The organism is Cellvibrio sp. UBA7671 (genome assembly GCA_002483145.1).
GTDB classification, from domain to species: domain Bacteria; phylum Pseudomonadota; class Gammaproteobacteria; order Pseudomonadales; family Cellvibrionaceae; genus Cellvibrio; species Cellvibrio fibrivorans.
Window position 1 is genome coordinate 382,474 of record DLHJ01000012.1, and the last position, 13,663, is coordinate 396,136.

10 protein-coding genes and 1 tRNA gene are annotated in these 13,663 nt (G+C 46.0%); 7 read left to right on the forward strand and 4 right to left on the reverse strand.

The genetic code is table 11. The features are described from left to right. The first annotated feature begins 37 nt into the window (after positions 1–37). Both B4E62_RS10010 and B4E62_RS10015 read left to right on the forward strand, forming a co-directional pair. Entirely contained in the window at positions 38–1,531 is a 1,494-nt protein-coding gene (locus B4E62_RS10010) for a hypothetical protein (RefSeq protein WP_331351957.1), read from the forward strand. A gap of 13 nt (positions 1,532–1,544) precedes the next feature. Continuing rightward, positions 1,545–4,016, forward strand: coding sequence for a hypothetical protein (locus tag B4E62_RS10015; protein WP_331351958.1), 2,472 nt, complete (start codon positions 1,545–1,547; stop codon positions 4,014–4,016). Positions 4,017–4,170: 154 nt separating this feature from the next. Here the strand turns inward: B4E62_RS10015 and B4E62_RS10020 are convergent. The 4 genes from B4E62_RS10020 to tviB form a co-directional block, all read right to left on the reverse strand. Next, positions 4,171–4,247: transfer RNA gene (locus B4E62_RS10020), tRNA-Arg, on the reverse strand. Positions 4,248–4,326: 79 nt separating this feature from the next. Then, positions 4,327–5,262 carry an XrtA system polysaccharide deacetylase gene (locus B4E62_RS10025; RefSeq protein ID WP_310068620.1) on the reverse strand — a complete coding sequence of 312 codons (936 nt, stop codon included), beginning with the start codon at positions 5,260–5,262 and terminating at the stop codon, positions 4,327–4,329. A gap of 26 nt (positions 5,263–5,288) precedes the next feature. Beyond that, positions 5,289–6,299: an NAD-dependent epimerase gene (locus B4E62_RS10030; protein WP_331351959.1), complete on the reverse strand. Its 1,011-nt coding sequence runs from the start codon at positions 6,297–6,299 to the stop codon at positions 5,289–5,291. A gap of 1 nt (position 6,300) precedes the next feature. Next, positions 6,301–7,575 (reverse strand): Vi polysaccharide biosynthesis UDP-N-acetylglucosamine C-6 dehydrogenase TviB, encoded by a 1,275-nt coding sequence (gene tviB / locus B4E62_RS10035; RefSeq protein ID WP_310068618.1) that lies wholly within the window; start codon positions 7,573–7,575, stop codon positions 6,301–6,303. Positions 7,576–7,807: 232 nt separating this feature from the next. On the opposite strand from tviB, the gene B4E62_RS10040 reads away from it, so the two are divergent. The 5 genes from B4E62_RS10040 to B4E62_RS10060 are packed head-to-tail and all read left to right on the forward strand — an operon-like array spanning position 7,808 to position 13,590. Continuing rightward, positions 7,808–9,214 (forward strand): TIGR03013 family XrtA/PEP-CTERM system glycosyltransferase, encoded by a 1,407-nt coding sequence (locus B4E62_RS10040; protein WP_310068616.1) that lies wholly within the window; start codon positions 7,808–7,810, stop codon positions 9,212–9,214. A gap of 54 nt (positions 9,215–9,268) precedes the next feature. Then, the gene (locus B4E62_RS10045) at positions 9,269–9,886 is read left to right on the forward strand and encodes an XrtA/PEP-CTERM system exopolysaccharide export protein (protein WP_310068614.1); all 618 of its coding nucleotides are present in this window, start codon (positions 9,269–9,271) and stop codon (positions 9,884–9,886) included. 40 nt (positions 9,887–9,926) lie between these two features. Beyond that, entirely contained in the window at positions 9,927–11,444 is a 1,518-nt protein-coding gene (locus B4E62_RS10050) for an XrtA system polysaccharide chain length determinant (RefSeq protein ID WP_331351960.1), read from the forward strand. Positions 11,445–11,448: 4 nt separating this feature from the next. Beyond that, the gene (locus tag B4E62_RS10055) at positions 11,449–12,255 is read left to right on the forward strand and encodes a CpsD/CapB family tyrosine-protein kinase (RefSeq protein WP_310068611.1); all 807 of its coding nucleotides are present in this window, start codon (positions 11,449–11,451) and stop codon (positions 12,253–12,255) included. Between the two features lie 15 nt (positions 12,256–12,270). Continuing rightward, positions 12,271–13,590, forward strand: coding sequence for a hypothetical protein (locus tag B4E62_RS10060; protein WP_310068607.1), 1,320 nt, complete (start codon positions 12,271–12,273; stop codon positions 13,588–13,590). Positions 13,591–13,663 lie beyond the last annotated feature (73 nt).

Sequence of the window (13,663 nt, forward strand, 5' to 3'; positions counted from 1 at the left end):
TTTTCTCGCACAGGAAAAAGAGTCCGGCATATTGAAGTTGAAAACCGAAAACTGGTTAGCGCGATGCATCGAATCGATAACAGGTAAGGGCGCGCTCAGGTTGGTCGGCTTAATGGCTATTGCCTGGCTGGTGTATTTTGTTTCCTTGTATTTTATTTTCCCGGGTTATTTTGATCCGCTTTCATTTCATCACTCAGATTTTTATATACCCGCTGCGTTCGCCAATGCCCCTGGTGAGTATTACAGTTTTACCAGTCTTCTAAACTGGCCACGGCCATTACTGATGTGGGCGTTAAAATTTGGCGGATATTTTGGCCATGCGGGCAGCGTCGCTTGGTTGGTGGCTATGGTGTTCCTCAACTGTGCGCTGACTGCGTTACTGTTTAAACGTTTGTTAGCTTTAGTTATAGATTGGCGGTTTTATTTATTCTTTGCCCTCTATTGTTATTTGTTATTCACCCAGCCGTATTTTTATACCTTCTATTCGCAAGATATAGGTTCGCAGCTCTCATATCTCCTTCTGCTTATAGGTTTTATCGCACTGCTAGAGTTTATTGATCGCAGTAAGTTTGCTGCGTTTTCAGTGCTATTTGTGTTGACTACCGGCGCCATGTTGATGAAGGAGACTTATGCCTTATCAATTGGTTTTGTAACATTTTGCTGGTTTATTTATTACGTTAAGCAAAATTGGCTGAAGGCTGTTCTTCCCGGAGTCGCAGTATTTTGTGGCGGTATAGTCTCGGCACTAGTGAATTTTAAAACCAATTCGGTATTTGTTAACCTCAGTGCAGAACAGGGTTCGGCGTATCACATCGATATTAGTATTTTGAGCTTGGCAAAAGAAATGGCGCGCTATGCCCGCGAAGGAGTCACGCCTCTTCTTGTTATTGTTTTTGGTTTAATCCTGTTCCAAATTTATAAAACCTATAAAGATAAATTATGGGTACGAAGCTTTTTACTCTGTCTCGTGTTCGCGCTTCTAGCTTGGCTACCCAATGCGTTATTACCGTTCCACCACTATGAGGGTTACTCGTTTAACGGATTGTATGTGTGTTTTGCTGTGCTATTTTTTGCGGTAAAAATAGCTCAAGAATACGGCCATTCAAAAAAAATCTTCTGGGTCATAGTTATTTTTACATTGTTGAGCCCGCTTACCAGCATAAAAAAATATCAAGGCACACGGAATAGCTGGGTACTTGCGATGGAAAAAGTGCAGATGAATTTGCTCGCTGGTATTACCAAAGCGACCGCGCAGTTAGTTCCGCTGGATAAAAATATGACTGTTCTTGTTACTGGAATCAGCGCTCCTTTCCACCCCTTTGCATTCCCTGAATCTCTGCGCTCCTTTGCCGGTGGCAATAAAGCGGAATATTATTTTGTGGTGCCAAAAGACTTTCCTGATAAGGTTGGGATGAAAATTGATCTGGTAAATTATATTAAAGAATCTGATAAGGCTACTGTTGCCTACGATCAGGAGTGGCAATTTGACGACCAGGGTAATTTGGTAGCTATAAATTCAAAGAAAGAATAGGGCGGTGATTGGAGTGTTAAAGAATTATTGGGAAGTCTTATTTAAGGCTGCGCCCTTTGGGGCATTTTTAGTAGTAGCCGCCTGTTTGGCATTGAGTCCACACGATTTGAGTGGAACCTGGAGCGGTAGTGCATCAAGATATTTGCTAGGATATTTATGTATCAGTTTTGCAGTATTGGGTTTTATTCGCTGGTATTTTCCCCGCAAACAAAATCTTGCTCTGGTTTTCTGCTCGGGCATTTTTTTGTTTGTGGCAGCGGGTTTTATGCAGGTGTTATCCGTAATATTTGTGGTTACATCCTGTGGGTGCCTTGGGTTATTGATAAAACAATTGTTGAATTTTGATATTGAACAGCCGCATTTTATAGCTTCAACTATTATCGGTGCGACTATTTATATATTGTTATTTAATGCCCTGATATCGACCCCAGTACACTATCAGTTACTGTATGTCGTTATTTTTTCTTTACCTATTATTGCTGTGTTGCGTTCGTGTGCGCTTATGCAATTGTTATCCACTAGCGCGCAGTGGCAACTTGGTCGGATTAATAACGAACTGCAGCCTGCGGGACGAAAAAGTTTCTTCACTTTTATACTCGTCTTTACTTGCATTGCTGCATATATTCTATTCCCCACCGTAAATTCTGATGAGAATTCAGTCCATCTTGCTGTTTGGACTCAGTTTAATGCCAAAGCATTTTTTAATATTGCACCTGAAATACAAATATGGTCAGCAGCGCCGATTACGTTGGCGTTAGCTCACGGGATTTTATCCCTGCTATCTGGTGCTGATGCAAAAGGAGCATTAAATCTATTGCTATTATTGTTTCTGCTGGGTGCGATCTCTAAACTCTTAAGATTGCTGGATATTAACCGCACCGAAAAATTAGCCTTAGTCACACTGTTTTTATCAACTCCACTGCTTGCATTTGCCGTCGTTGGATTACAAACGGATCTCTTTCTTGCACTAATGTTATGCACTGGTTGTGCATTGTTGATCGATTTAATTGAAAGCTATCGCATCACGACAGCTATAGCAGTGATTTTTGTTGGTGCTTTAGCATTGTCTTCCAAGTTGCCTGCAGTGACTATCGCGGGGTGCCTGTTTATAGGGGTGATTTATGCAACATTGAAAAATGATGCATATAAAAATTGGAGCCACAGGGTGTGGATAGCGATAGTAGCTTGCTTGCTTGTTGGTGCTGCCGTTGCATTTTTACCTTATATTCGCGCATATATGATTACCGGCAACCCGGTGTTTCCCCTTTATAATGCAATATTCAAATCAGAGTTTGCCGACGCTACTAATTTCAAAGATTTGCGGTGGACCAAAGGCGCAACCTTGGCGTCATTTAAGGGATTATTTTTTGATTCTGAATCATTTGTAGAGGCTGATAATAATTTTGTAGGCGGCTTTCAATATTTTTTACTGGCGCCTATCGCTTTAGCTACTGTTATTTTATTGCGCATTAAACACATGGGTTTGCTCCTGCTATTGTCTTTGTGCTACCTCTTGCCTTTGTTTTTTTCTTTGCAATATTTACGATATTTTTTTGCTGCCATGCCATTGTTGTCGGTATTAATCGGTCTTTTATATTTGGTTGGAAAAAAGGATGGTGCTTATCGTAAGTGGTTAAGTGCCAGCCTCTACGCTACTACGCTCATCAATTTTATATTTCTTCCTGGTATCTGCTGGATCTTTTTTGTTTCCCCGTTTTCATTTTTAAGTGAGAAAAATCGTGAGCAGGCAGTTGAGATATTTATGCCAGAACAGCAGCTAAATAGGGAGATTAATAAGATGAAAGCTAATCCAACAGTACTTTTTGCAATTAATCGCGCTTGGGGTGCTACCTTATCAGGACAGCCTATTTATAACGCTTGGGGTGGAAAAGGGTATCGGCGCACATTACAAGAGTGGGGCTCAGTGGATGAATTACGAGATGCTTTGAAGAAATGGCATGTGGATTTCGTATATTGGGACCAAAAATCAAGTTATAAGATTAATGATTGGCGGAAAAATCTCATCCGCGATTTGCTATCCACTTATGGCAAGCCTGTTATTCAGAATGGCGCTGTTATTGCGTTTACGATTGCAGACTCGCCGATTAGCTATCATGAAATTTTTTCATACAACAATTTTCCTGCCTTGGATGATTTTAGAGTGGTGGGTGCGCCGCAAATAGAGGGGCAGTCCATTAAGATCGGCAAGCAGGATGTGCTCAGCAAATCGATTAATCTCAGTGCATTTAACTCTTTTAAATATTCAGTGGAATTCAGTTGCGAGGCAGTAACCGATTCATTCGTCGCACATATCGATTTTGGAAATGGTGATGTGTATTACAAACTACTTAACTGTCATGAAGGTGTTGTCTCCTATACAGAGACAGGATTAATCCCAGTTGGTACAAGAGAATCTGCTGTTGCTTTGTCGGTAAGCGCTGAGCAGCCAATAAGGGTCCACAAATTATCATTGGCTGGACATTAGTAGCATCCAGCTGCGCAATTGAAATCCACATTGCAAGGTAGCCATGCAAATGGCTACCTTTTTATTTTATTGATGGCTGCAAAAAACTCATTCATCTTGCCTTGGGGAACACAATTAAGATGATTGGCATATAAGTTTATAAAGGTAGGAGGAGTGGCGCACCTGACTGGATTCGAACCAGCGACCAACGGCTTCGGAAACCGCTACTCTATCCAACTGAGCTACAGGTGCGTAATAGGACTTAACACGATGATCAAGGGCGGCGATTCTACTGTCCTTGATCGCGCCCGTCTACGGCAAACTTGCCCTCTTATTTATGATTTAAATCGATTGCTAAATCGTGAATGCTCAGCTCTTTGGTGACCTGCGTTGAACCGATGCTTTGGCTCATGGTGCCAAATTGGAAATCGGCAATCATGCGCTCCAGGCGCGGCAGGCAGCGTTGCAGGTTTGTGTAGTGGCGGAAGTTGCTGAACCAACTGGCATTGGGGATGCGCGGTTGTTCCGGGTCTATTTCCCAAGGGTGGAGATAAAAAATTTGCGGTTTGGTTTGGTTGAGGCTCGCGCGTTCAAATAACCATTTTGATAATACATAGGGATATTGGCGAAAGTAACCGCCGCCTGCTGCGGGAATCGACTGGCCGAGTATTTTGGCGGTGGTCAATGGGAATTCCAGCAGGCTTGCACCGCTGTTGGTAATGATCCGATAAGGTTCTTCGGGGCTGCCGGGGATGCCGTAATTGTCGTGGCGTGTAGGGAAGATGCTTGAGTCCCAGGTGAAGCCCAGCTCAGCCAATATGTCCAACGCCCAGAGCGATTTGCGCGTTATTGAATAGCTGGCTGCGCGATAGCCGGTGATGGGTGTTTGCGCCAAGTCTTCCAGGATTGTTTTGGATTTTGCGGTTTCTGCGCGGAAGATATCCTGATTCTGTCTGTAAATCAGTTGATGGCTGTAACCGTGTGAGGCGATTTCATGGCCTTGCGCGCGGATGGTTTTTACCAATTCCGGATAATGGTCAGCGACCCAGCCCAAAACAAAAAAGGTAATTTTGATATTGGCATCGTCAAACAATTGCAGCAGGCGATGGGTGTTTGCCTCGACGCGCGATGGCCAATTTTTCCACTCGCTCGGTTTGATCACATTGGCGAAGGCAGCAACGTGATAATAATCTTCTACATCCACTGTCATGGCGTGAGTGACTTTGGCCTGCGCAGCAGTAGTGTGGAGGGATTGGATGTGCGACATGTGCTGTTTGCTCAGGATGTGTGGGATCAACGTATTGCGTAGTAAGCGCGATACCATTCGATGAAACGCGCTACACCTTCCTCAATGGAGGTTTGCGGTTTGTAGCCGACAGCGCTAACCAGTGAATCGACATTGGCGTAGGTATCAGGTACATCACCCGGTTGCATAGGGAGCAAATTTTTCACTGCAGTTTTGCCCAAACCCTGTTCCATCAACTCAATAAAGTGCAGCAGTTCTACGGGATTATTGGAGCCGATATTGAAGATGCGATAGGGCGCTGAGGAGCTGGCGGGGTCGGGGTGTTCGCCAGTCCAGTTGCTGTTGGGTTGGGCGGGATTGTCCAAGCTGTGAATAATGCCCGCGACTATGTCATCTATATAGGTGAAGTCGCGGCGATGTTTGCCGTAGTTAAAAACATCGATGGCTTCACCGCGCGCGATTTTATTGGCAAACAGGATCGGCGCCATATCCGGGCGACCCCAGGGGCCGTAGACAGTAAAAAAACGCAGGCCGGTAGTAGGGATCTGGAATAAATGGCTGTAGGTGTGCGCCATCAATTCATTGGATTTTTTGGTTGCCGCATAAAGGCTCACTGGGTGATCCACATTGTCGCACTCGGCAAAGGGCATGCGCGTATTTGCACCATAAACCGAGCTGCTGGAAGCATAGACCAGATGCTCGGTGCCGAAGTGGCGGCAAGCCTCCAAAATATTTAAAAAGCCGGTGATGTTGGAATCGACGTAGGCCTGCGGGTTGCTTAACGAATAGCGCACACCTGCTTGTGCGGCGAGATTGACTACACGTTGTGGTTGATAAGTTTTGAACGCCTGATCGATCGCATTTTTATCTTCCAAGCCGATGCGTAGCTCGGTAAAGTTTGGCTGTGAGGTTAATAAATCCAGCCGCGCCTGCTTGAGTTGCACATCGTAATAATCGTTGAGATTATCGATTCCAATAACCTCATCGCCGCGCGCCAATAGTTGTTGGGCGAGTGCGGCGCCGATAAATCCTGCTGTGCCGGTAACGAGAATTTTCATATCAGAGGCGCGCGTCTACGGCGTTTTTGGGCAGTATGTGTTTTACATCGAAGAGCACATGGTTGGGGGCACCCAGTGCTCGAATACCCTCGGCGCCCATTTCGCGAAACACATCGTGGGCTACGCAAATGATAATTGCCTGATAGCTGCCGGGAATGGGCTTGTCGATCAGATCCAAACCGTATTCGTGTTTGGCTTCGGCGGCATCGGCCCAGGGGTCGTAAATCTGCACATTAGTGTTGTAGTTGCGCATCTCTTCAATAATGTCGATGACACCGGTATTGCGCAGGTCGGGGCAATTTTCCTTAAAGGTCAAACCCATAATCAGAACATTGGAATCGACCACATGGGCCTTGCGTTTGGTCATCATTTTTACCACCGAGTCGGCCACGAAGGCACCCATGCGGTTATTGATGCGGCGCCCGGATAAAATCACTTCCGGGTAGTAGCCCACTTGTTGCGCTTTGTGGGTCAGGTAATAGGGGTCAACACTGATGCAGTGGCCGCCAACCAAGCCCGGGCGGAATGGAAGGAAGTTCCATTTGGTGCCCGCAGCCTCAAGCACTTCCAGCGTATCTATCCCGAGGCGATGGAAAATCAATGCCAGCTCATTTACCAAGGCGATATTGAGATCGCGCTGGGTGTTTTCGATCACCTTGGCCGCTTCAGCAACTTTGATGCTGCCGGCCTTATGGGTGCCAACTACCACAATTTTGCGGTAGAGCTCATCGACATAATCCGCGACTTCAGGCGTGGAGCCTGAGGTGATTTTGATAATATTGTGAACGCGGCGCTGTTTATCGCCGGGGTTAATCCGCTCGGGGCTATAGCCGGCAAAAAAGTCTTCATTGAAGCGCATGCCGGAGATCTGCTCGATAATCGGAATGCACACTTCTTCGGTGCAGCCGGGGTATACGGTCGATTCAAAAATAACAATGGAGTTCTTCTTGATAACGCGGCCGAGCAGCGCCGAGGCTTTTTCCAGAGGTGTCAGATCCGGTTGGTAACTGTTATTGATCGGGGTGGGCACGGTGACTATATAAATGTCGGCGCCTTTGATGTCCGCTTCCTGAGTGGTAAAGCTCAGCAGCTCTGTTGCTTGCAACTCCTCGGCGGTCAATTCCAATGTGTGATCTATGCCAGCGCGCAATGCATCGACGCGCGCCTGGTTGATGTCGAAACCGAGGGTGGTAATTTTTTTACCGAATTCGACAGCGAGTGGTAGGCCAACATAACCTAAACCTATGACACAGAGTGTTGGGTTGCTTGCAAACATGTTTATTCCTTAGCGGGGGGATGATCCACAGGTGGGCGACTAAAATACCATATTCGCCTTAAGATTAAAGACAATGAGGTTGTGAAATAGCGGTTTACCAAAGATGCAAGCGAGAGGTCTGGGTAGCCATGCGCGCAGGCAGGGAATAAATCGAAATATTGTCATAAATCTTGATATAATCCGCCGCTCTTTGTTTTTCTATCTTTACTACAGCAACGTCAAGGAACCGGGTTTGTCTTATATTCGCCTTAACAAGCATTATATCCATCTTCCATACCTCTATCTCGGGGTTGTGGATGCGCTTATCGTTGCGGGTGTTGCCTGGGGCATACAGTATTTGGGTGTGCAGGCCAGCGCTGATGAATTCGATAAAACAATTCGCTGGATGCCGATCATCATATTGTCTCTGGTCTTGAGTTGCTGCACCTTGTCGATGGGGGTTTACACTGCACTGATTCGCGAGGGCTACTCCAGTATGGTGCTGCGCACCATGGTCAGTTTTTTCCTGTTGGGTAGTTTGGCTCTTTATCTGATAAACCTGTTCTTCGACGGCAATTTTATTAATCAGTCGATGATTTTTTGGTGTGTATTGTTGTCCACTTTGCTGGTATGCATATCGCGCTGGATTTTTGTCAAAATTGTCGATGTCGGCCAACTCAAGCGTCGTGTTGTGATTTACGGTGCTGGTTCCCGTGCAGAAAAACTGTTGTCCGATCTTACGCCGGATGTGGATGTCCTAGGGGTCAAGATTGTCGGCTGTATTCCAAGCGGTAGCGAGCCAACCAAAGTCGATTCTGCCCTGTTAATTCCTGAACCTTCAGATTGGTTGGCCTTCACCAAACAATTCCAGATTTCCGAAATTGTTATTTCGCCCGACGAGCGCCGTCGTTCGGGTGGTGATGTTTTCCCGCTCAGCCAATTCCTTGATTGCAAACTTGCAGGCATCCCCTCTTGCGATGCATTGAGTTTTTGCGAGCGCGAACTGGGCAAGATTGATATATCGCTACTGCAACCAGGTTGGATGTTATTTTCAGATGGTTTCAAATATTCCAAACGGCGTATGCTTGCCAAGCGCCTGTTCGACCTGATTCTGGCATCGCTCTTTCTGGTTGTACTCTGGCCCTTCATGCTGCTTACTGCACTGGCGGTGAAACTGGAAAGCCCGGGGGCGGTGTTGTATCACCAGGTGCGGGTTGGCCTCAATGGGCGCAGTTTTCGCATCTACAAATTTCGCAGTATGCGTCAGGATGCTGAAAAAAATGGTGCCGTATGGGCGCAAAAAAATGATGCGCGGGTTACCCGTGTGGGTGCATTTATCCGCAATACCCGACTGGATGAATTGCCACAGCTGTATAATGTTTTTGCTGGTCATATGAGTTTTGTTGGGCCTCGCCCTGAACGCCCTGAGTTTGTAACCGATCTTGCGCAGCAAATTCCTTTTTATGAGATGCGCCATAAAGTAAAGCCTGGGTTGATGGGGTGGGCGCAGTTGAAATATCCCTACGGCGCTTCAGTGGAAGATGCTAAAAACAAATTGCAATACGATTTGTACTACACCAAAAATCACAGCTTTTTTATGGACATGTTGATCATGATCCAAACGGTAGAAATTATTTTATTAGGTAAGGGTGTTCACTAAGACTGGTGCAGTGTTGATTGGCTGGTCTCTTGGTTACTTATAGAGGGAGGCTCTATGAAAAAATGTATGGCAGCTATAGGCGTAATGCTGGCGGTATTTATTCTGTCCGCGTGTAGTAACAACAAAGCCGTGAGCAATCCAGAAGCGGCAGATGCCGCTGTTTTGGCCGAATACCGTATAGGTGTAGGCGACGCGTTATCAGTGAATGTATGGCGCAATCCGGAAATGTCACTCAATGTACCGGTTCGTCCCGATGGCAAAATTTCAATGCCGTTGATCGGCGATATCATGGCGGCTGACCTGACTACTGAACAGCTTTCACAAAATATCACCAAGAGTCTCACTACCTATATCCGCAGTCCGCAGGTAACAGTGATAGTCACCAATCCCAGCAGTTCCGATTTCCAACGCCGTGTGCGCATCACTGGTGCTGTTGCAAGCCCGCAATCTATTCCCTACCGCGAAGGTATGACTGTGCTCGATCTGGTGTTGCTGGCTGGTGGACCTAATCAGTTTGCATCTGCGAATAAAGCCAAGCTGTACCGCAAGGTAAATAACGAATTGAAAGTATATCCAATCAAACTGGATGATCTTATCAATGATGGCGATGTTGCAACTAACTACACCTTGCAGCCATCGGACATAGTTACTGTTCCAGAGCGCAATTTTTAAGTGATGGTTGAAATTGTTGGTTAACGAATTGAGATAGCACATGGATAAAGCATACCTGAAAGATTTATTGGCGGCGTTGCGTGCTGAGCTGATCCGCTTGCGGTTTTGGTGCGTGCTGTTGTTTTTGGTGGTCGCCTACATTTTTCTTGCTGTCGGGCTAGTGTGGCCAAAGAGCTTCACCACCAAGGTAGTCTTGTTTGCGGATGTAACCAACATTATTGAGCCGCTGCTTAAAGGGCGCGCAGAGATCACTAAGATCGACCGCTCCGAGCAGGCGAGTGAGGTGATTTATACGCGGCGGATTTTGTTGGAAACGGCTAAACAAGCCGGGTTGTTGAAAAACTCCTCCTCTGTTGATGAACAGGATGCGTTGGTCAAACGATTGCGCGAAGGGATAGTCATTGCACGTGAACGCAATGAGAACTATGTGCAGATCAGCTATACCGCAGGTAATCCAGATCGCTCCTTTGAAATCCTCAATGCGGTCGTTAACGTATTTATCGAAGATATTGCCAAGCGTAAGCGCGATGAAAGTGTGGGTGCCTATAACTTTATTGATGCGCAGGTGCAAACTTACAAGCGCCAACTGGAAGCTGCTGAAGAAAAGCTGAAGGAATTTAAATCAAAAAATACCGATGGCAGCGAAGAGTCCGTCAGTGCGCGCATAGGAGAGCTGCGTCAGGAACTGGAAAGCTTGAAGATAGCAATCGAAGAGACCCAGTCCCGTATTAACTCGATCGAGCAACAGCTCAACAATGAAGGTCAATATTTAAAAGCAAAAGGCCAAGTTGACGAGATGAATCAGCGTCGTCAAACCTTGAATGCGCAGTTGGAGCAAATGTTGCTGAGTTATCAGGAAAACTACCCCGATGTAGTCTCCCTGCGGGCGCAAATTGCGGAGTTGGATACCGCTATTAGCAAACTTCAATCGTCTGGCGATGTTTTTGGTAATAGCGATAAAGTTCAAAACCCGCTCTACGAAGAATTGCGTAAACAGGCAGCGGATGCCGAAGTTGAGCTGCGCGCACAGAAGCGACGCATGCAGTCCTTATTGGTGCTTCAGGAAGAGGAGTTTGCCCGTCAGCAGCGCATCGCCGCCAGCCAGGCCGAGCTGTCAGAGTTGACACGCGACTATGATGTAACCAAAAAAGTTTACGATGAAATGTTGCAACGTAAAGAGTCGGCAAGGGTTTCCATGACGTTGGATATTGAAGGCCAAGGTGTCTCCTATCGCATTCAAGAGCCCGCCAGTTTTCCGCTAAAGCCGTCTGGTTTGCACTTTATCCATTTTGCATTTGCTGGCCCCATTATTGGGCTCTTGGCCCCAATCGGTTTGCTGCTGCTGTTTGTGATGGTTGATCCTCATCTGCGCTCTGCACGGGTTTTGCAAAAACAGTTGCCGGCTGATATCGAAGTGATTGGTGTTATCCCCCATTACAAATCGCCAATAGGGGAGCGGTTATTGAAAAAAGATGTGCTGTTGATTTTCTCAATTGCGACTGTTGGCATGATTTGTTATCTGGCGATCGCAATTTATTGGCAATTGGTCAAGGGTTAATCTGGTGAATACTCAGGGCATGATGATGGATAAACGCAAAGAAAAAAACCTAAGCCAATTGATGGAAGATGTTGATGCATTGGTGGAGGATAGCGATCAGCTCGTAAAAAATGCAGTGCTGGAGCATCGCAAGCGCGAAAAGATAAAAAATATGGATATGCCTCTGCTCTGGATGCAAGAAGAGTTGTATGAGAAAAAAATCGTCTTTACGGGTATGCGCCAGCGTGAAGTACTGAACGCATTTCGTGAGGTGCGTATTCGGCTTTTGCAGCGTCATCACTCAGACAATATGGTTGTGCTGGTCTCATCAGTTGCAGCTGATGTAGCTTCCAGTTATTTCAGTTTTAATCTGGCCGCCACTTTCGCTCTTGATCAACACAAGACTGCACTCTACGTAGATTGCAACCCCTATAACTCGGACGTAGGGAAATATGTTACCTCTAATATTGAGTCAGGCCTTTCAAATTATTTAACTGACTACACAGTCCCGCTTAAAAATATTATTTATCCAACGGGCGTCGAGCGTTTGCGCGTTATTCCTTCTGGCGGATCAAGCGACTCTGCTGCCGAATTTTTCAACTCCAAACGGATGGAAGTGTTGGTAGCTGAAATAAAATCGCGTTATCCCGACCGTTTTATTGTATTGGATGCGCCCTCCATTCAGCAGTCAACTGAAGCGCGAATCCTGGCGCGTTATTGTGATCATGCATTACTTGTTGTGCCGTTTGGCAAAGTCGTTACTGATGAGGTGCTTTCTGCTGTGGACGCAGTAGGCAAAGAAAAGTTTGCGGGTGTCGTCTTCAATAACTGATTAGTGAGGCGGGTTATGAACATAATAAAATTACTTCCCGCCACCAGGCTTTCGTTAATGCTATTGGTGTTTAACCAAGTACACGCCAACCAGTTGTACGAAACACCTGTAAAAGAAAACCAATTTAGTGCCTCTATTTCGGCTGGCAGTTTGATGACAGACAACGCCGAAAAAACGTTGCTGGAGCCCATAGAGGAACGTCAGGATATTTATGGATTGGGGCTGGTGGCTGATTACAGCAATTGGCTGGTGGATGCTGATGTTGATTATCAGCTTCATGCACAAAAATTCTCCGAGCAATCACAGGCCGATGAAGAGTATGCCGATGGCAGCTCAGTTTTGGTTTTTGGTAAAGAGGCTGATCCTCTGGCATTGGAGCTTGAGCATTCCCGGCGCATGTTGCTCCGGTCACCTGAAGAGGTGACCTTGTTGGAAAACCAGCAAGAGCGTGAAATGATTTCAGCGCGGCCAATCATCCGCAAAAGGCTATCCGGCGCTGATCGAATTTTTCTGCAGGGGCAAGCGTCAAAAGTGCGCTTCATAGAAGCCGATGGCAGTCAGGATTCAAAACGCAATGGCGCTACGTTTGGGTGGGCTCATGTCACCTCCAAAACCAGTGCGATGATGTTAAGTTCACAACAAATGGATGTGAGTTTCGATCAGCAACCTGATGCTGATTATCGTATGGTGAATACAGCACTTTCTTACCAAGTGCAGCTGCGCAAACTGGATTACAGTGTACAAGTAGGTTACAACGAAATTTCTCCCGAGACCGGAGAAAAACAGAGTGCTCCCAGTTATAACTTTAGCTTGGGCTACGCCAGTGGATACCATCTTTTTACCGCGTCCGCGGATCGGCAGATAACAGATTCGTCGTTTGGTAATGGTAATTTGGGTAATGAAAATCCTATACCGGGTAGCGATGGCTTGTCCCAAAATTTGGGGAAAATAGACAGGCGCAATATGGCGCTGGATTTTAGTACAGATGCAATCTGTGATCGCTGTACATTTTCGGTTGGAGCATCTTTAGTTGACGATGAATATCTCGAGCGCGATGAGCAAGCGCGCAATAACTACCTTCGTTCGGCATTTGTCTATTCATTGTCGAGCGCTGCTAAATTAACGCTGCGAGTGGATCAATCAAAATACGATCAAGATGTTAATCAGGTTAATAGAGAATACACAACGGATTATTTATCCCTGGAATATGCCTACCGGTTTAATAATGGATTTGATATCCGATTATTTTCCCGCAAGGAAGAGCGAGATGGGGAAGGGGAAGTGAATAATTACCAAGAGAATATATATGGTGCCATATTGGAATATGAATTTTGATGGGTGCAATACAAAGCGTCGTAATTGGTGGTCAGACTGTGTTACTGGTGAAAACAAAATGGAAATACGGGTG